Genomic DNA, 17,119 nt, shown 5'->3' with positions numbered 1-17,119 from the left:
AGCCATGCGGCACGCGCCCGACAGTGGCCTGAAGGCCTGTCTGCGATACAATCGGGCCATGCTCACACTCTCCGTTCGCCGTCCCTTGCAAGTTGCCGTGATCGCCTATGACGGCATCACGCCGTTTCATTTGTCCGTGCCTTGCCTGGTGTTTGGCGCGCAGGTGGGCGAGCCCGACGCGGCGCTGTTTGCCGTCAAGGTCTGCGCCGCCATTGCCGCGCCGCTGCCCACCGCGGCCGGCTTTGCCATCGTGCCCGGGCATGACCTGTCGCTGCTGGAGACGGCCGATATCGTCATCATGCCGTCCTGGCATGACGATTGCCGCGCGGCGCCGGCATCGCTGGTGACGGCGCTGCAGGGCGCCCACCGGCGCGGCGCACGCATGGTGGGCCTGTGCCTGGGCGCGTTTCCGCTGGCGCAGGCGGGGTTGCTCGATGGCAAGCGGGCCACCACCCACTGGGGCATGGCGGCGATGCTGGCGGCGCGCCATCCGCGGGTGATGGTGGAGCAGGAAATGCTGTATGTCGATGATGGCGAGGTGCTGACCTCGGCCGGCGTGGCCGCCGGCCTCGATTGCTGTTTGTATCTGCTGCGCCAGCTGGCCGGCGCCGAACTGGCCAACCGCGTGGCGCGCCGGCTGCTGGTGGCGCCGCACCGGCAGGGTGGCCAGGCGCAATTTATCGAGCGGCCGCTGCCGGTGTCGGGCAGCGAAGGACGCTTTGCCGAGGTGCTGGCCCATGTGAGCGCACACCTGGGCGCCGTGCACAGCATCGATGCGCTGGCCGAACGGGCCGCCATGAGCCGGCGCAATTTTACCCGGCATTTTCGCCAGGCGACCGGGACCTCGTTCAAGCAATGGCTGCTGGCCCAGCGCCTGGCGCACGCGCAGGGCATGCTGGAAAAAAGTGCCGTCTCGATCGATATGGTGGCGCAAGCGGCCGGCTTTGGCACGGCCCTGTCGCTGCGCCAGCATTTTCGGGCCGCGTTGCAGATGTCGCCATCGGCTTATCGCAAGCTGTTCGAGGACAGGACACCAGGCGCTGTCAGCGTGGCCGGGTCCAGCACCCGATAGCTGGCCTGCCCTGCGGGCGTGTCGACCGTGATCACCGTGTGTGTGCCGCCACCGAACTGACGGTAAGACAGTTTGATCGCGGCATGGGCTGGCACCAGCGTGACGAGATTGCGTACCGCCACGCCAACCTGGCGCGCGCCGTGTTCGAGCACCACGATACGTTCGATCGGCACGCCATCGGGGCCGAGCGCGACCAGGGGCAGCATGCGCCCTTGCCAGGTACAACTGCCGTCGGGCGCGCCAGTGGCATTGAACGTCGGTGCCTGCATGTCCGCGGGCGGTACGATGATGGTGACGATGGATGCCATCGGCAGGGCCAGTTCCACACCTGCGTCGCAGACGATGTAGGCGTCGGCGCTGCGCGTGTCCGCCGCCGGCGCCGAGGGTGTGCTTGCTTGCGATGCCTGCGGACACAGTGCCATCAGTGCCGCGTCATCGAGCACCAGTTGCGGTGGTCCGGGTGGTAGCGTGACCGTTGCCGTCACCAGCGCATGGGCGCAGGGGCCGCCCGTGCCGTACTGGATCTGGCCGGAAGGCACTGCCGCGACGGCCAGGGTTCGGTCCAGGCGCACCCCCAGGCAGCGACCGTCGCGCTCCAGTACGGCCAGCAGTGGCGGCAGCACCGCTGGCGCCGGCAGGACGCCGTCGAACATGGCGCCATTGAGGACATACACTTCGCGTCCGCGCCAGTGGATCACCCCCGCCAGTTGTCCATTCCAGCCGAACACGGTGTCGAGGGGCGGGCAAGGCAACACTGCCGCAATCAGTGTCGACGGCAGCGCCAGCACGCGGCCTGACAGCTCGAACGTTGCCAGCGATACACTGTCGCCGGCTGCCGCCAATGCGCCTGGCAGGTCGTTCACAGTGGGCGTGCCGGCCTGATCGCTCCACGCTTGTGCACGGCGCATCAGGCGCTCGGGCTCCAGCAGGTTCAGTATCTTGTCGTCGCCGGCGGGCCGCGCGACGTAGCGGAAAAAATGGTCGGTATCCTCGCTATGGCTTACCTGTTCTATGTGAGCGGCCTCGATTTCCCGTACGCTGGCGATGGCATCGACGGCCAGGGCGGCCAGGCGGCCATCGGCTGCCAGCACGACCATATAGGGGCAGTCCGTATCGGCAGGCTGATTGAGCCAGCGGCGCAGGTCGATCAGTGGTACTGCCTGGCCCTGGTAGGAAAACACGCCGGCCAGGGGACCGCCGCCAGGCGGCATGGGCTGCAGGTCGGCGGGGCGCGGCAGCGCATGGCGTACATGAGACGCCGCGATGCCCAGATATAGCGGACCGATGCGCACCTGTGCATAGTGTCTGGTTGCCATGGTCAGTGCGCCGGGGTAGTCGATGCACGCAGCTCCGCCAGCAGTTGCGTTACATGCCGGCTCGAATCGACCTGGGTTGCCGTGGCCTCGTCGATCAGTCCGATGGACTTGGTGGTGTTATGCACTGACATGCGAATCTGTTCGAAGGACTGGCGCACTTGTTCGGACAGCTTGCCGGACTGGTCGACGCGGCTGATGGTCGTATCGATCAGGCGTGCAATATTGCGTGCGGCGGTGCCCGATTTTTCCGCCAGCTTGCGAACCTCGTCGGCGACCACGGCAAAGCCCTGGCCGTGCACGCCGGCACGTGCCGCCTCGACGGCCGCATTAAAGGCCAGCAAGTTGGTCTGGATGGCAATTTCGCTGATGGTATTGACGATGTCGTGCACATCCTGCGACGATTTCTGGATTTCCAGGATTGATTCGATCGACTGGCCCAGCAATACACGCCCCTGCTGTGCGTACTGCTCGGTCTGCTGAGCGATGATGTTCGCATGCGCGGCGCTCTTGCCGATGCTGTCGATTGCGCCGGCAAGTTCTTGCATGACATCGCCCATGCCGGCGACGCGGCTGCAGATGGTCTGCTCGCGCTTGACCTGCTGGGTAATGTCCATCGCAAACTTGACGACCTTGAAGACGCGGCCGTCGGTGTCGAGCACGGGATTGTAGGTGGCCTGCAGCCAGATGGCGGCGCCATGCTTGCCCAGCCGGTGGAAGCGGGCGCTCTTGAACTTGCCTTCACCCAGGTCTGCCCAGAAGTGGCGATAGTCTTCGCTCTGCACCAGTTGCGGGTCGCAGAACATGCTGTGGTGCTGCCCCACGACCTCGTCCAGCGTATACCCGACGGCGCGCAGGAAATTGCCATTCGCCGTGAGTATATTGCCTTGCATATCGAATTCGATCACGCCCTGGGAACGCGCGATGGCGTCGATCTTGCCGGCCGTGTCCGAACTGAGACGCTTGGCGGCGGTAATATCGGTGGCAAACTTGACCACTTTCACGGGTTTGCCGCCGGCATCGAGGATGGGGTTATACGATGCCTGTATCCATACTTCGCGTCCGTGCTTGTCGATGCGGCGAAATTCGCCGGACTGGAACTGGCCGTGTCCGAGGTTGTCCCAGAACTGCCGGTAGTCGGCCGCTTGCGCATCCTCGTCGGTACAGAACATGCGGTGGTGCTGCCCGAGCAGTTCCTGCTCCTGATAGCTGAAGGCGCGCAGGAAATTGTCGTTGGCGCGCAGGATCTGGCCCTGCAGATTGAACTCGATCACCGCCTGGACCCGTTCGATGGCCTGGATCTTGCCAGAAAAGTCCAGTTGCGCGCGCATGTCGGCGCTGATGTCGTCGAGCAAGGCTATGACCTGATCGACCGGCCCGCCATCGCCCGGCAGCGCTACGTAATGAGCGTGTACCCACAGCTCGCGGCCTTGCCGGTCCATGCGGCGGTATTTGCCTGACTGCGACTGGCCCGCTGCCAGCTGGCGCCAGAGTTCCAGCTCTGCGCCCGTGCGCTCCTGCGTGGCGAGACACAGCACATTGTGATGTTGGCCCACCAGTTCGTCGCGCTGATAGCCGAACAAGTCCAGCGCAAGCTGGTTCGCGTCGCACACGATGCCGCGCGCATCAAACTTCAGCAGTCCCTGCGTGCGGGTCAGTGTCCTGACCAGCCCGGTGCTATCCATGTCGCATGCCGGCCCTATCGCCCTCGTTGTCGTGTGGTTCATTGCGCTCTCCATGTTTCTTGATTGCCAGACCGCGCCGGATCGGGTTGCTGGGGCAGCCAGCAAGAACGGCATATGGTGATGGGAAGGTAGAACATCAGGTCTGTCAAATTAAATTAAATTTCACATATTTTCACAATAGTACACGAATAGTTTGAATTTAAAATTAAATAAATCAAATAAAATAAAATTTAGAGGGTTGCTGCGTGGCATTAAGATCGCGCTCGCTGTCGCCTCGCAGCGACAGCGAGACAGTTTTCAGCCAATACGCGTTGTCCACAGCCTGGCCGGGTCAAGCGCAGCAGGGGTGCCGCCGGGCAGCGTGATGGGCTCGCTGGGCGCCATGCGTCTTGCTCTGGCGAATCTGGTGGGGCAGGTGCGTGCCAGTGCGCATGCGATCACCTCCGGCGCGATCGAGATCGCTTCGGCCAATGCCAGTCTCAGCACCCGCACTGAAGAGCAGGCGTCGAACCTGGAGCGGACCGCCGCTTCCATGGAAGAGCTGACCGAGGGCGTCGGGCAGACGGCGGCCGCCGCCAGGCAGGCCAGCGAGCTGTCGGTCTCGGCCTCCACGGTGGCAGGGCGCCGCGCCGAGGTGGTGGCCAGGGTGGTCGACACCATGGACGTGATACACGCCAGTTCGCGCAAGATCGCCGACATCCTCGGCACCATCGACGCGATTGCTTTCCAGACCAATATCCTGGCCTTGAACGCCGCCGTCGAAGCGGCCAGGGCGGGCGCCTGGTCAAGGAGGCGGGCAATACCATGCACGACATCGTCGGCAGCGTGGCGCAGGTGGCGGCCATCATCGGTGAAATCAGCGTGGCGGCCGGCGAGCAGAGCGAGGGCATCGCGCAAATCAATACCGTCGTGTGCCACCTGGATCAGATGACGCAGGAAAATGCCGCCATGGTGCAGGACACGGCCGCGGCGGCCGAACGATTGAAGGAGCAGGCCGTGCAGATGACGGCCGTGGTGGGTGCCTTCCTGCTGGCAGAAGAAAGCGGGCCGGTGGCGCGGGCGCAGCCGCGCAAGGTGCTGGCCGGTGCGTTGCCGGCGCTGCAATAGACGCTATTCGCGCGGCTCGTGGATGCGGAATTTCCTGACCACCCCGGCGCGGTCGAACATGACGGCCACTTCGCGCGTGCCCTTGGCGTTGAGCAGAGGCAGGTAGCGGCTGGCGGACGGCGCTTGCAGTTGGTTCTTGTAGACCCAGACTTCATAGCCGGGGTCGAAACTGACCACCGTGGCGCTGCCCAAGGCCGCGTCGAGGTCGAGGCGGGTGGTCTTGCCGACAGTAATATTCTGGTAGATGGCGCCGTTGGCGGGCGCGCGGTTGACGGTGTATTCGCTGGCGGTGCACATGGCCACGCTGAGGCCCGCGAGGCAAGAAAACGCCAGTTTCAAGAATGTGTTCATAGCAGTAGTCCCGGTGCGCATCACTGCTTCCAATCTCAGAGGGGACGGGCGTGATGTCGAGGGGGAGTGTGCTTGCGTTTGTAACGATGTGCTACCGGATTCTATAAAGGCGCGCAAATCGATACCGATGGTGCCGGTAGTCGCTACTTTTCAGCGGCCCTGCAGCACTTCGGTCGAGACCGCCAGGGTTTCCTTGATTTCTTCCATTACCACATAGCTTTTCGATTGCGCCGCGCCCGGCAGCTGCAGCAGCATGTCGCCCAGCAATTTGCGGTACTCCGCCATTTCATGGATGCGCGCCTTGATCAGGTAGTCGAAATCGCCTGACACCAGATGGCATTCCTGCACCTCGGGAATCTGCAGCACTTCGCGGCGAAATTGCTCGAAGGCCGACGCCGATTTTTGATTGAGGGTAATCTCGACAAAGACCAGCAATTTTGCCCCCAGCGCGGCCGGATTGACCTTGGCGTGGTAGCCCGTGATGACGCCGTCGCGCTCCATGCGCTTGACCCGTTCGATGCAGGGCGTGATCGACAAACCCACCTGCTCACCGAGGTCTTTCATCGAGATGCGGCCGTCCTGTTGCAGGATGCGCAGGATGTGCCGATCCAGCTTGTCCAGGCCGCGTGACGATTCTTTTAGAATTCTCATGGATTTTTATGATTATTTGCTGAATATCTCGATTTATACGTGAACATATGCTGGGCACTTACCAATATCATAGCGGTAAATCTGGCAATCTGCCCTAAAATAAATAGAGGAAATTATGCGTATCGTGATTCTGGGTAGCGGCGTCATTGGCGTCACCAGTGCTTACTATCTGGCCCGGGCAGGACATGACGTGACCGTCATCGACCGCCAGCCGGGTCCGGCACTGGAAACCAGCTTCGCCAATGCGGGGCAAATTTCTCCTGGTTACGCTTCGCCGTGGGCGGCGCCCGGGATTCCCCTGAAAGCGGTGAAATGGATGATGCAGCGCCACGCGCCATTGTCGATCTCGCTCGACGGCAGCCTGTCGCAGCTGAAATGGATGTGGCAGATGCTGCGCAACTGCACCCCCGACGCCTATGCCGTCAACAAGGAGCGCATGGTGCGGCTGGCCGAGTACAGCCGCGACTGCTTCAAGGTCTTGCGGGCCGAGGCCGGCATCACCTACGAAGGCCGCCAGCAAGGCACGATGCAATTGTTCCGCACTGAAAAGCAGTACAACGACGCGGCCAAGGATATCGACGTGCTGCGCGACGCCGGCGTGCCGTTCGAAGTGTTGCAGCGCGATCAGTTGTCGCGCGCCGAACCGGCCCTGGAAGGTGTCAAGGACAAATTGTTCGGCGGCCTGCGCCTGCCCAACGATGAAACCGGCGACTGCCAGTTGTTCACTACCCGCCTGGCCGACATGGCCGTCAACCTGGGCGTGCAGTTCCGCTACGGCGTATCGATCGACGCGCTGCTGACGCAGGGCGACAGCATTGCCGGCGTGCAGTGCGGCGGCGAAGTGGTCAAGGCCGACGCCTACGTGGTGGCGCTGGGTTCCTATTCGACCACCCTGCTGAACCCCTTGCTGGGCATCCCCGTGTATCCGCTGAAGGGCTATTCGATCACCGTGCCCATCGTCAACGCGGCCAAGGCGCCCGTCTCGACCATCCTGGACGAGACCTACAAGATCGCGGTGACGCGTTTCGACGACCGCATCCGCGTCGGCGGCATGGCCGAGATCGCCGGCTACGACCTGCGTTTGAACCCGCGCCGTCGCGAAACCCTGGAAATGGTGGTCAACGACCTGTTTCCCGGCGGCGGCAACACGGCGCAGGCCACCTTCTGGACCGGGCTGCGCCCGATGACGCCGGATGGCACGCCCATCGTCGGCCGCACGCCGCTGCGCAATCTGTACCTGAACACGGGCCACGGCACCTTGGGCTGGACCATGTCCTGCGGTTCGGCCCAGTTGCTGGCCGACCTGATGTCGTCGAAACAGCCGGCGATCCAGGCCGACGACCTGTCCGTGGGCCGCTACAATGGCGGGGAGCAGCGCGGCAAGCTGCAATATGCGGGGGCGTAAGCAGAAATGAGCAAGGTAACAGAAGCAAGCAGCAAGGTGGCGGCACAGGCGCGCAGCGGCGCCATTCTGACCATCGATATCGACGCCGTGCGCGCCAATTACCGGCTGTTGCGCGAGTGCGTGCAGCCGGCCGCCTGTTCGGCGGTGGTGAAATCGGACGCGTATGGCCTCGGCGCGGCGCAGGTGGCCGCGGCCCTGCATGAAGAGGGTTGCCGGCATTTTTTTGTCGCCCACCTGGAAGAGGGCATCAGCCTGCGTCCGCACGTGGCGCCGGACGCCGCCATCTTTGTGCTGCACGGCCCGCCGGTCGGCACGGAAGGCGAATTCACGCGGCATGGCTTGATCCCCGTGCTCAACAGCGAGCCACAGGTGGCCGGCTGGCGCGCGCATGCCGCCGCGCTCGACCGTGAGCTGGACGCCATCGTCCAGGTCGATACGGGCATGTCGCGCATGGGCATGTCGCCGCAGGAAATCGATGGCTGGCTGGCCGATGCGCATTTTCTTGATGGCATCAAGGTGCGGTATATCATGAGCCACCTGGCCTGCGCCGACGAGCGCTATCATCCGGCCAACGCGCAGCAACTGGCGCGCTTCCTGGAAATCCGCGCGCGCCTGCCGCAGTATCCGGCCAGCCTGGCCAATTCCTCGGGCGTGTTCCTGTCGCCCGACTACCATTTCGACCTGGTGCGCCCCGGCGCGGCCCTGTACGGCATCACGCCGCAGGCGGGCGAGCCGAATCCCTTGCGATCGGTGGTGCGCCTGCAGGGCAAGGTGATCCAGACGCGCAGCATCAATGCCGGCGACCATGTCGGCTACAGTTGCCGCTACACGGCCACCGGCCCGTGCGTGGTGGCGACCGTGTCCGTCGGTTACGCCGATGGCTGGCTGCGCAGCATGAGCAACCAGGGCGTGGCGGTGATCGATGGCGTGCGCGTGCCGCAGGTGGGCGCCATTTCCATGGATTCGATCACGCTCGACGTCAGCAACATCGATGCCGGCCGGGTCGCGCCGGGCCAGCTGGTCGACCTGATCTGCCCGGAACACCCGGTCGATGCGGTGGCCGCCATGGCCCATACCATCGGCTATGAAGTGCTGACCAATCTCGGGGGACGGTATTTCCGCGTGTATACAGGTCTTGCAGGTCTTGCGTCAGGCGCCACCTGACCTTCTGGCGTGCAGACGCCGGCAATACTTGTATGGCAAGATAGGCCTGTCGTGATCTTCACTTCAGGCCTTTTCTTTAACCACCACAGGGGGATTTACATGAGTCAATACCAAGTTGCAATCATCGTCGGCAGCCTGCGCAAGGATTCCTTCAACCGCCAGCTGGCGGACGCCATCGTCAAGCTGGCGCCGCCTGAATTTTCCTTCAAGCAGATCGAGATCGGCGACCTGCCGCTGTACAACCAGGACGACGACGGCGCCCAGGCACCGCAAGTATTGCGCCTGAAAACCGAGATCGCCGATGCCCAGGCCCTGCTGTTCATCACTCCCGAATACAACCGCTCGATTCCCGGCGTGCTGAAAAACGCCATCGACCATGGCTCGCGCCCTTACGGCCAGAGCGTGTGGGCCGGCAAGCCGGGCGCCGTGCTGGGCGTGTCGGTCGGCGCCATCGGCACCGCGCTGGCGCAGCAGCATTTGCGCAATGTGCTGGCCTACCTCGACGTGCCACTGCTGGGCCAGCCGGAAATGTTTATCCAGGCCAAGGAAGGCCTGTTCGATGAAAACGGCAATATCGGCGCGGCCAGCCTGGGCTTCTTCCAGGGCTGGATGAAGCAATATGTGTCGTGGGTGCAAAAGCACGCGATTCACGCCTGATCACACCATTGCCTGAACTTGACGCGTCCTTGATATCGCGGACAACAAACGGTTGCCATCGTCGTTTGTTGCTCTATAGATATGTATAATGCGTCTTTTTCAGGCGCGTTCTCCTCATGCCGCATCACCCCAAGTTGCCTTTGCGAATAAACCTGCGCCGGCTGATCGTGCTGGTGGCGTTCGCCAGCGCCATCATCGCGCTGGCCAATACCTTTTACGCCACGTATCGGGTGCAGCGGCAGTTGCTGATCGATACCACCCTGGAAGCGAACCAGGCCTATGCGCACAAGCTGGCCGGCAGCACCGAGGATTTCCTGCAGTCGAACCGCCAGCAACTGGCGTATAGCGCCGGCCTGCTGGCGCGCCGGTTTGGCGATGCCTCCGCCCTGACGGCCGAGGCCGAGCGCCTGCGCGGCCAGACCAACAGTTTTAATTCCGTGCTGATCGTCAACGCGCGCGGCATCGTGCTGGCTGTCTCGCCGGAAACCCTGGCCTTGCAGAACAGCCAGCTGGCGTCAAGCGGGGCGCTGCAGGCGCTGCGCGAACGCCGTCCCCTGATCACCCAGCCGTATATGTCGACGGCGGGCAACCTGGTAATCTTTATCTCGCATCCCATCTTTGATGCGAGCGGAAACTACCTGGGCTATGTGGGCGGCTCGATCTACCTGAAACAGAAAAATATTCTCTCCAGCCTGCTCGGCCAGCACTACTACCGCGACGGCTCCTATCTGTATGTGGTCGACCAGCGGCGGCGCCTGCTGTACCATCCCGATCCCGGCCGGCTCGGTGCCACCGCCGGCGCCAATGTGGTGATCGACGCCATCGTGCGCGGCGAAAGCGGGAGCGGCAGCACGGTCAATACGCTCGGCGTCGACATGCTGGCAGGCTACGCCGTGCTGCCGTCGACGGGCTGGGGCATCGTGGCGCAGCGCCCGACGACCGCCACCCTGGCGCCGCTCAAGCAGCTGATGCTCAATACCTTCTGGCATACGCTGCCGATCGCCTTGTTCAGCCTGCCATTGATCTGGTGGCTGGCGCGCCTGATCTCGCGGCCGCTGGTGCAACTGGCCGAAGGCGCCAGCCGCATGGATGCGCCTGGCATGGCCGAGCGCATCGGCCGCATCGGCGTGTGGTACCTGGAAGCGGCGCAGATCAAGCGCGCCTTGCTCTTGGGCATGTCGTTGTTGCAGAAAAAGATCGGCAAGCTCAAGTCCGACGTGCAGACCGACCCGTTGACGGGGCTGGCCAACCGGCGCGGCATGGCGGCCGCGCTGGAGGCGTGGCAGGCGCAGGCGCGGCCGTTTTCCGTGATCGCCATCGATATCGACCATTTCAAGCAGGTCAACGACCGTTGCGGCCATGCGGTGGGTGACGCCGTGATCCAGCGCCTGGCCCACCTGATGCGCGCCTGTTCGCGCGACGCCGACGTGCTGTGCCGCAATGGTGGCGATGAATTCATCATGCTGCTGCCCGACGCCAGCCTGGACATCGCCTTGCAGGTGGCCGAACGGCTGCGCGCGCGGGTCGCCGAGGCCGAGATTCCCGGCGCCGGTGCTGTGACCGTCTCGCTGGGCGTGGTCTCGTCCAGCGAGCAGGACAGCGACAGCGCCTCCATCCTGCTGGGCGCCGACGCGGCGCTGTACGTGGCCAAGGAACGCGGGCGCAATTGCGTGGGCGTCAGGGACGCGCTGGTGCGCCACGGATGAACAAGCTGAACATTCGCTGCGAGGTGGACGGCCAGCCGTTCGACCCGCGCTGGCTCGGCTGCCGCGACATGGGCTATGGCCAGCGCAGCGAGCTGCCCTTGCGGCCGTTTCGCTTGCGGCTGCCTGCCGGCATGCTGGACAGCCTGGTGGGCGAGGCCTGCGATGCGTTCGTGCAGACCTGCCGCGAAGACGACGCCGTGCTGGACGAGTCCGACCTGCCGGCCCTGCGCGACGCCGGCTATCCCCCTCTTGCCACCATGCTGGCGCGGCACCAGCCGCTGCTGGCCGAGCTGCTGGTCGATCATCTGTACCGCGACCTGCTCGACGCCATTGCCATGTGCAGCGGCGCCGAACTCTACCGCCCGCGCCGCGGCGGCGATCCGCGTGGCGCGGACGGGCGGCGTCACTTTACCGTCAACGCGCTGCGGAAAGTGCATGTCGCAGAAGGCGAGATCGTGCTGGAAGGGCAGGGCTATTTCGGCACCTGGATCATCTGGCTGGCCGAACGGACGTAACTGCTTGACCTTCCTCCCATGTCAAGGTTTATCATGCTGCCATGAATCGTGTCTTTTATCGCCACCTCGTCCGTTTGCTGCTCTGGCTGCTGGTCGCCGCGCTGCCCTTGCAGGGTTTCGCCGCAGCCATGCGCAGCTGCTGTTTGCAACAGCCAGGTCCAGCAGTGACGATGAAGATGGCACAGGAAGATGCGCCGCATTGCCACGCCATGACCGATATGGCCGATATGGAAGACCATGTCGGCAAAGCCATGGACATGAGTCATGGTCATGATTGCGGCAACCATGGCGCCTGCACCGTGGGCGCCACGGCGCCGCCACCGATGGCCGCGCTGCATCCATTGATGCTGGGCGCGCCGCAGCCGCCTGCCGCGCTGTCGCCGCTGTTTGCCGGCCATATCCCGTCCGGGCCAGAACGTCCTCCCAGAAGCCCCCGCTCCGCCTGACCGCCCGTGAACCTGGCGGGGAGTTTCCCTGCGCCAGAGTTTTATTTTCGTGCCTTTGCCGCACGACCGTCCTGTTATCGAGATTACCCATGAAGCAATTGTTCAGCCTGGCCCTGGCCGCATGCCTGCCGCTGGCCGCCCATGCAGCAACTCCCGCACCGCACGATGCGCAGGCATCCGTGCCGTCCATCGTCTACCGTTCCGCTTTCGAAACGTATCAACCCGCCGCCGAAGACGAGGCCACGCCCGACCAGACCTGGCGCGCCGTCAACCGGAAAGTGGGCGACGCCGGCGGCCATATGGGCCATATGATGAAAGGGCACAAGATGCCGATGACTATGCCGATGAATATGCCGATGAATATGCCAATGGCTAAGCCTGCTGCGCCCGAGGCCCCGGCCGAGCCGCATCATGAACACCAGGGGCACTGAGATGGCCATCTTCCGTACTTTTCCAAGCTTGAGTCCGCTGGCGGCCGCCTTGCTGCTGGCCGGTTGTACCAGCTTCAGCCCCGATGGCGGCCTGCGCGACGTTGCGGCGCTCACCGACGCCCGCAGCGGCGCGCCAGCCGCCTTATCCGCAGGCAATGGCGAAGACCGCCTGGCGCCCTTGCTGGCCCAGCCGCTGGATGCCGACAGCGCCGTGCGCATCGCGCTGATGAATAATCTGGGCCTGAAAGCGTCCCTGGCCGCGCTCGGTGCTTCCGAAGCCGACCTGGTGCAGTCCGGCCGGCTGCGCAATCCCGGCCTGTCGTTCGGCCGCTCGCACGGCAGCGAAGGCCGTGAAATCGACCGTGGCGTCACTTTTGACCTGGCCGGCCTGCTGACGATGACTATGCGCGTGAATATCGAGCGCGGCCGTTTCGAGCAGGCCAAGCTGCAGGCGGCAGGCAGCGCCGTGCAACTGGCCAGCGACACGCGCCGCGCGTATTTCACGGCGGTGGCCGCCGTGCAGACCGAGCAGTTCATGCGGCGCGCGCTGGTGTCGGCCGAGGCCGGCGCCCAGCTGGCCACGCGCTTGCAGCAGGCCGGCAACTGGAGCCGGCTGGACCAGGCGCGCCAGCAAGTGTTTTACGCCGATGCCGTCAGCGACCTGGCCCGTGCGCGCCACCAGGCATTGGCCGCGCGCGAACGGCTGACGCGCTTGCTGGGCCTGTGGGGCCGGCAAACAGCGTTTACCTTGCCCGACCGGCTGCCGGATTTGCCGGCCAAGGTGGAAGAGGCCGGCAATATCGAAGCGCAGGCGATGGAGCAGCGGCTCGACGTGCAGATGAGCAAACGCGACGCGCAAGCCACCGCCAGCGCCCTGGGCCTGTCGAACGTGACGCGCTTTGTGAATGTGCTCGACGTCGGTTACACCAACAAGAGCACCAGCACCGCGCCGCGCGAAAACGGCTACGAGGTATCGCTGGAACTGCCGCTGTTCGACTGGGGCACGGCCCGCCACGCGCGCGCGCAGGCCGTCTATGAGCAGGCGCTGCAGCGCACGGCGGGCACGGCCATCAATGCCCGCTCGCAGGTACGCGAGGCGTATTCGAGCTACCGCACGGCCTATGACCTGGCGCGCCACTACCGCGATGAAGTGGTGCCGCTGCGCAAAACGATTTCACACGAGGTGCTGCTGCGCTACAACGGCATGCTGGCCAGCGTGTTCGAACTGCTGTCGGACGCGCGCGAGCAGGTGGCCAGCGTCAATGGCGCGATTGAAACCCAGCGCGACTTCTGGATCGCGCAAACCGAATTGCAGTCGGCCATCAATGGCAGCGGCGCAGCCAACAAGGAATAATGATGATCACACGTAGAAACTTTTTCATGAACGCGGGCGCCGTCGCCTTGAGTGCGGCGGCCGTCAGCCGGGTCGGCGCGGCCTCCTTGCCGGAAGCGGCCAGCATGGCTGGTGCCGAGACCCAGGCGCCGCCACCGCCGCCGAATGGCCGGCCCTACAATCCGGTGGTGACCCTGAACGGCTGGTCCTTGCCTTGGCGCATGAATAACAATGTCAAGGAATTCCATCTGGTGGCCGAACCGGTGGTACGCGAACTGGCGCCCGGCATGATGGCCAATCTGTGGGGCTATAACGGCCAGTCGCCCGGTCCCACCATCGAAGTGGTGGAGGGCGACCGCGTGCGCATCTTTGTCACGAATAAATTGCCGGAACACACCAGCGTGCACTGGCATGGCCAGCGCTTGCCGAATGGCATGGATGGCGTCACGGGCCTGACCCAGCCCGGCATTGCACCCGGCAAGACCTTTGTCTATGAATTCGTTGCCAAGCGCCCCGGCACCTTTATGTACCACCCGCATGCCGATGAAATGACGCAGATGGCGATGGGCATGATGGGTTTCTGGGTGACGCATCCGAAAGACCCGAATTTCATGAAGGTGGACCGTGATTTCGTGTTTTTGTTGAGTAACTACGATATCGATCCGGGCAGCTATACGCCGAAGATCATGACCATGACGGATTTTAATCTGTTCACCTTCAACAGCCGCGTGTTTCCCGGCATCGATCCGATGGTGGTGCGCCAGGGCGACAAGGTACGCGTGCGCGTGGGCAACCTGACCATGACGAATCACCCGATCCACATGCACGGCCATGAGTTCGAAGTGACCGGCACCGATGGCGGCTGGACCCGGCCCGAGTCGCGCTGGCCCGAGGTGACCACCGACATCGCCGTGGGGCAGATGCGCGCGGTGGAATTTACCGCCACCGACCCGGGCGACTGGGCCTTTCATTGCCACAAATCGCATCATACGATGAACGCCATGGGCCACGACGTGCCGACCATGATCGGCGTCGACCACCAGGGCGTGGCGGCGAAAATCAACCAGCTGGTGCCCGGCTATATGGTGATGGGCGAGCGCGGCATGGCCGACATGGGCGAGATGCAGATGCCGATTCCCGACAATACCCTGCCGATGATGGCCGGTGACGGTCCTTTCGGCGCGATCGGCATGGGCGGCATGTTTACCACCGTCAAGGTGCGCAAGGACCAGAAACCGGGCGACTACCGCGATCCGGGCTGGTACCGGCACCCGACAGGTACGCTCGCGTATGAATGGACGGGCGCCTTGCCGGAACCGGTGCGGGGGCAGGGTGCGGGCAAGCCGGCCGCGATCAAATCGGGTGCCGTGGAAATGAGTGTACGCAAGCCAACTGGCCATGCCGGACACTGATTTTCTTTTGTAAAGATTGGTGGTCTGATTAGCACGATCGGCCACCAATTGTGTTGTGCAGGATTAAGGAATTGTCTTGGGGTGACAATCCGAGCATATGTTCGGCGGCTTTTTCTCTATATTCAAAGCGTTAATGCGCAGGCAGCAATACTGAATGGGAGAAAGTATGTTGAATCAAATGAAGGTGGGGACGCGCTTGCTGGCGGCGTTTTTTTGCGTGGCCTTGCTGGGCGCCATCGTGGCCGGCATCGGCATTTACAATATGGGCAAGATCGATACCATGGCCGGCCAGATGTACCACAACGAATTGCTGGGCCTGTCATATATCAAGGAAGCCAATATCGCCCTGATCAAGGTGGGCCGCGCGCGCAGCAATTTTTTGCTGGCCACCACCGATGAAGAGCGCGCCACGCGCCGCGCCGACATCGCCAAGTTCCTCGCCGCCAACAAGGAAAACCTGGCCAAGGCGCAGCCGCTGTTCGTCACGCCAGCCGCCAGGGAACTGTTTGCCCGTTTTGCCGCCGTCGAGGCGGACTATGCCAGCACCATGGCCCAAGCCTTGACGATGGCGGCGGCCGAGCCGCTGGCGCAGCGCAGCCCGGAACTGACCGTCCTGCTCAATAAAACGCGCGAGCATGCGAATGAACTCGACAGCGTGCTGGAAAAACTGTCGCTCCAGAAGGAAACGCGCGCGAAAGAAGCGGCCGAGCAGGCCTCCAGCGTCTACCAGACCAGCCGCAGCTTCATGATCGCGCTGGTGCTGGGCAGCGTGGCGGCTGGCCTGTCGCTCGGTGCGCTGATCACGCGTGGCCTGACACGCCAGCTGGGGGGCGAGCCGGCCTATGCGGCCCGCATCGCCGGCGCGATTGCCGAAGGCGATCTGACGATGGCCATCCATACCCGCAACGGCGACAGCGGCAGCCTGCTGTTTGCCATGAAAACCATGCGCGACAAGCTGGTCGGTATTGTCAGCCAGGTGCGCGCCGGCACCGAAACCATCGCCACCGCGTCCAGTGAAATTGCGCAGGGCAACCTGGACCTGTCGTCGCGCACGGAAGAGCAGGCCAGTTCGCTGGAAGAAACCGCCTCGTCGATGGAAGAGCTCACGTCCACCGTGCGCCAGAATGCGGAAAATGCGCGCCAGGCCAATACCCTGGCCGGCGCCGCCTCGGACGTGGCCGGCAAGGGCGGCGCCGTGGTGGGGCAGGTGGTGCGGACCATGGAATCGATCAACGCCTCCTCGCGCAAGATCGTCGACATCATCAGCGTGATCGACGGCATCGCCTTCCAGACCAATATCCTTGCCCTGAACGCGGCCGTGGAAGCGGCGCGCGCCGGCGAGGAAGGACGCGGCTTTGCCGTGGTGGCGTCCGAAGTGCGCAACCTGGCGCAACGCTCGGCCGCTGCGGCGAAGGAAATCAAGGCCCTGATCGGCGACTCGGTCGAGCAGGTGGAGGTGGGCAGCAAGCTGGTGCGTGACGCCGGCCTGACGATGGAAGAGGTGGTGGGCAGCGTGCGCAGGGTGGCCGATATCATGCAGGACATTACCGCCGCCAGCAGCGAACAGAGCGCCGGCATCGAGCAGGTCAACATGGCCATCGTGCAGATGGACCAGGTGACGCAGCAGAACGCGGCCCTGGTGGAACAGGCGGCCGCGGCTGCCGAATCGATGCAGGACCAGGCCACGGCCCTGAGCGAGATCGTCAGCGTGTTTCGCCTGGACGGCACGGCGCCGGCCGCGGTGGCGGCCAGCAATGTCACGCCGCTGCGCCGTCCACCCGCAGCCAGGCCGCAGCCCATGCGCCGCCTCGCCTGAGATAGCCGCCACGCGGCCCGCCTGCCGGGCCGCGCGTGCTTATGTGTCCTTGCGA

18 protein-coding genes are annotated in these 17,119 nt (G+C 64.0%); 13 read left to right on the top strand and 5 right to left on the bottom strand.

The window, feature by feature from the left end; translation table 11 throughout:
- Positions 1 to 58: 58 nt before the first annotated feature.
- Positions 59 to 1,072 (top strand): helix-turn-helix domain-containing protein, encoded by a 1,014-nt coding sequence (locus tag Q8L25_RS24585; RefSeq protein WP_308921897.1) that lies wholly within the window; start codon positions 59 to 61, stop codon positions 1,070 to 1,072.
- On the opposite strand, the gene Q8L25_RS24580 is transcribed toward Q8L25_RS24585, so the two are convergent.
- The 3 genes from Q8L25_RS24580 to Q8L25_RS24570 all read right to left on the bottom strand — a co-directional run bounded on the left by Q8L25_RS24580 (position 1,006) and on the right by Q8L25_RS24570 (position 4,781).
- Positions 1,006 to 2,388, bottom strand: a complete 1,383-nt coding sequence (locus Q8L25_RS24580; protein WP_308921896.1) for a chemotaxis protein CheW — start codon at positions 2,386 to 2,388, stop codon at positions 1,006 to 1,008. The two genes, Q8L25_RS24585 and Q8L25_RS24580, sit on opposite strands and share 67 nt — an antisense overlap.
- A gap of 2 nt (positions 2,389 to 2,390) precedes the next feature.
- Positions 2,391 to 4,070 carry a PAS domain-containing methyl-accepting chemotaxis protein gene (locus tag Q8L25_RS24575; RefSeq protein WP_308921895.1) on the bottom strand — a complete coding sequence of 560 codons (1,680 nt, stop codon included), beginning with the start codon at positions 4,068 to 4,070 and terminating at the stop codon, positions 2,391 to 2,393.
- Positions 4,071 to 4,367: 297 nt separating this feature from the next.
- Positions 4,368 to 4,781 carry a hypothetical protein gene (locus Q8L25_RS24570; protein ID WP_308925836.1) on the bottom strand — a complete coding sequence of 138 codons (414 nt, stop codon included), beginning with the start codon at positions 4,779 to 4,781 and terminating at the stop codon, positions 4,368 to 4,370.
- On the opposite strand from Q8L25_RS24570, the gene Q8L25_RS24565 reads away from it, so the two are divergent.
- Both Q8L25_RS24565 and Q8L25_RS24560 read left to right on the top strand, forming a co-directional pair.
- On the top strand, positions 4,684 to 5,001 hold the full coding sequence (locus Q8L25_RS24565) for a methyl-accepting chemotaxis protein (protein WP_308925793.1): 318 nt from the start codon (positions 4,684 to 4,686) through the stop codon (positions 4,999 to 5,001). The genes Q8L25_RS24570 and Q8L25_RS24565 overlap by 98 nt on opposite strands.
- Positions 4,884 to 5,177: a hypothetical protein gene (locus Q8L25_RS24560; protein ID WP_308925792.1), complete on the top strand. Its 294-nt coding sequence runs from the start codon at positions 4,884 to 4,886 to the stop codon at positions 5,175 to 5,177. The genes Q8L25_RS24565 and Q8L25_RS24560 overlap by 118 nt, the downstream gene beginning before the upstream one ends.
- A gap of 3 nt (positions 5,178 to 5,180) precedes the next feature.
- On the opposite strand, the gene Q8L25_RS24555 is transcribed toward Q8L25_RS24560, so the two are convergent.
- Together Q8L25_RS24555 and Q8L25_RS24550 are read right to left on the bottom strand one after the other, a co-directional pair.
- Positions 5,181 to 5,528 (bottom strand): hypothetical protein, encoded by a 348-nt coding sequence (locus Q8L25_RS24555; protein WP_308921894.1) that lies wholly within the window; start codon positions 5,526 to 5,528, stop codon positions 5,181 to 5,183.
- Positions 5,529 to 5,678: 150 nt separating this feature from the next.
- Positions 5,679 to 6,179 (bottom strand): Lrp/AsnC ligand binding domain-containing protein, encoded by a 501-nt coding sequence (locus Q8L25_RS24550; RefSeq protein WP_065308736.1) that lies wholly within the window; start codon positions 6,177 to 6,179, stop codon positions 5,679 to 5,681.
- 115 nt (positions 6,180 to 6,294) lie between these two features.
- On the opposite strand from Q8L25_RS24550, the gene Q8L25_RS24545 reads away from it, so the two are divergent.
- The 10 genes from Q8L25_RS24545 (at position 6,295) to Q8L25_RS24500 (ending at position 17,064) form a co-directional block, all read left to right on the top strand.
- Positions 6,295 to 7,584 carry a D-amino acid dehydrogenase gene (locus Q8L25_RS24545; RefSeq protein ID WP_308921893.1) on the top strand — a complete coding sequence of 430 codons (1,290 nt, stop codon included), beginning with the start codon at positions 6,295 to 6,297 and terminating at the stop codon, positions 7,582 to 7,584.
- Between the two features lie 6 nt (positions 7,585 to 7,590).
- Positions 7,591 to 8,748, top strand: a complete 1,158-nt coding sequence (alr, locus tag Q8L25_RS24540; RefSeq protein WP_308921892.1) for an alanine racemase — start codon at positions 7,591 to 7,593, stop codon at positions 8,746 to 8,748.
- Positions 8,749 to 8,847: 99 nt separating this feature from the next.
- The gene (locus Q8L25_RS24535) at positions 8,848 to 9,405 is read left to right on the top strand and encodes an NAD(P)H-dependent oxidoreductase (RefSeq protein WP_308921891.1); all 558 of its coding nucleotides are present in this window, start codon (positions 8,848 to 8,850) and stop codon (positions 9,403 to 9,405) included.
- Positions 9,406 to 9,539: 134 nt separating this feature from the next.
- On the top strand, positions 9,540 to 11,111 hold the full coding sequence (locus tag Q8L25_RS24530; RefSeq protein ID WP_308921890.1) for a sensor domain-containing diguanylate cyclase: 1,572 nt from the start codon (positions 9,540 to 9,542) through the stop codon (positions 11,109 to 11,111).
- The gene (locus tag Q8L25_RS24525) at positions 11,108 to 11,626 is read left to right on the top strand and encodes a hypothetical protein (RefSeq protein WP_308921889.1); all 519 of its coding nucleotides are present in this window, start codon (positions 11,108 to 11,110) and stop codon (positions 11,624 to 11,626) included. The genes Q8L25_RS24530 and Q8L25_RS24525 overlap by 4 nt, the downstream gene beginning before the upstream one ends.
- A 41-nt stretch (positions 11,627 to 11,667) precedes the next feature.
- On the top strand, positions 11,668 to 12,072 hold the full coding sequence (locus tag Q8L25_RS24520) for a hypothetical protein (RefSeq protein WP_308921888.1): 405 nt from the start codon (positions 11,668 to 11,670) through the stop codon (positions 12,070 to 12,072).
- 89 nt (positions 12,073 to 12,161) lie between these two features.
- On the top strand, positions 12,162 to 12,503 hold the full coding sequence (locus Q8L25_RS24515) for a hypothetical protein (RefSeq protein ID WP_308921887.1): 342 nt from the start codon (positions 12,162 to 12,164) through the stop codon (positions 12,501 to 12,503).
- A 1-nt stretch (position 12,504) separates the two neighbouring features.
- The gene (locus tag Q8L25_RS24510; protein WP_308921886.1) at positions 12,505 to 13,857 is read left to right on the top strand and encodes a TolC family protein; all 1,353 of its coding nucleotides are present in this window, start codon (positions 12,505 to 12,507) and stop codon (positions 13,855 to 13,857) included.
- Positions 13,858 to 13,859: 2 nt separating this feature from the next.
- The gene (locus tag Q8L25_RS24505; protein WP_308921885.1) at positions 13,860 to 15,248 is read left to right on the top strand and encodes a copper oxidase; all 1,389 of its coding nucleotides are present in this window, start codon (positions 13,860 to 13,862) and stop codon (positions 15,246 to 15,248) included.
- Positions 15,249 to 15,414: 166 nt separating this feature from the next.
- Positions 15,415 to 17,064, top strand: coding sequence for a methyl-accepting chemotaxis protein (locus tag Q8L25_RS24500; RefSeq protein ID WP_308921884.1), 1,650 nt, complete (start codon positions 15,415 to 15,417; stop codon positions 17,062 to 17,064).
- Positions 17,065 to 17,119 lie beyond the last annotated feature (55 nt).

Source organism: Janthinobacterium sp. J1-1 (assembly GCF_030944405.1).
In the GTDB taxonomy this organism is placed as follows: Bacteria; Pseudomonadota; Gammaproteobacteria; order Burkholderiales; family Burkholderiaceae_D; genus Janthinobacterium.
Note: the sequence above shows the minus strand (reverse complement) of the source record. Positions and strands in the feature narration are given on the sequence as shown.

Excerpts from the sequence above, each read along its gene's own strand:
- Q8L25_RS24585 (WP_308921897.1), top strand. The coding sequence starts at position 59 with ATGCTCACACTCTCCGTTCGCCGTCCCTTGCAAGTTGCCGTGATCGCC.
- Q8L25_RS24580 (WP_308921896.1), bottom strand. The coding sequence starts at position 2,388 with ATGGCAACCAGACACTATGCACAGGTGCGCATCGGTCCGCTATATCTG.
- Q8L25_RS24575 (WP_308921895.1), bottom strand. The coding sequence starts at position 4,070 with ATGGATAGCACCGGGCTGGTCAGGACACTGACCCGCACGCAGGGACTG.
- Q8L25_RS24570 (WP_308925836.1), bottom strand. The coding sequence starts at position 4,781 with ATGGTGCCGAGGATGTCGGCGATCTTGCGCGAACTGGCGTGTATCACG.
- Q8L25_RS24555 (WP_308921894.1), bottom strand. The coding sequence starts at position 5,528 with ATGAACACATTCTTGAAACTGGCGTTTTCTTGCCTCGCGGGCCTCAGC.
- Q8L25_RS24550 (WP_065308736.1), bottom strand. The coding sequence starts at position 6,179 with ATGAGAATTCTAAAAGAATCGTCACGCGGCCTGGACAAGCTGGATCGG.
- Q8L25_RS24545 (WP_308921893.1), top strand. The coding sequence starts at position 6,295 with ATGCGTATCGTGATTCTGGGTAGCGGCGTCATTGGCGTCACCAGTGCT.
- alr (WP_308921892.1), top strand. The coding sequence starts at position 7,591 with ATGAGCAAGGTAACAGAAGCAAGCAGCAAGGTGGCGGCACAGGCGCGC.
- Q8L25_RS24535 (WP_308921891.1), top strand. The coding sequence starts at position 8,848 with ATGAGTCAATACCAAGTTGCAATCATCGTCGGCAGCCTGCGCAAGGAT.
- Q8L25_RS24525 (WP_308921889.1), top strand. The coding sequence starts at position 11,108 with ATGAACAAGCTGAACATTCGCTGCGAGGTGGACGGCCAGCCGTTCGAC.
- Q8L25_RS24520 (WP_308921888.1), top strand. The coding sequence starts at position 11,668 with ATGAATCGTGTCTTTTATCGCCACCTCGTCCGTTTGCTGCTCTGGCTG.
- Q8L25_RS24515 (WP_308921887.1), top strand. The coding sequence starts at position 12,162 with ATGAAGCAATTGTTCAGCCTGGCCCTGGCCGCATGCCTGCCGCTGGCC.
- Q8L25_RS24510 (WP_308921886.1), top strand. The coding sequence starts at position 12,505 with ATGGCCATCTTCCGTACTTTTCCAAGCTTGAGTCCGCTGGCGGCCGCC.
- Q8L25_RS24505 (WP_308921885.1), top strand. The coding sequence starts at position 13,860 with ATGATCACACGTAGAAACTTTTTCATGAACGCGGGCGCCGTCGCCTTG.
- Q8L25_RS24500 (WP_308921884.1), top strand. The coding sequence starts at position 15,415 with ATGTTGAATCAAATGAAGGTGGGGACGCGCTTGCTGGCGGCGTTTTTT.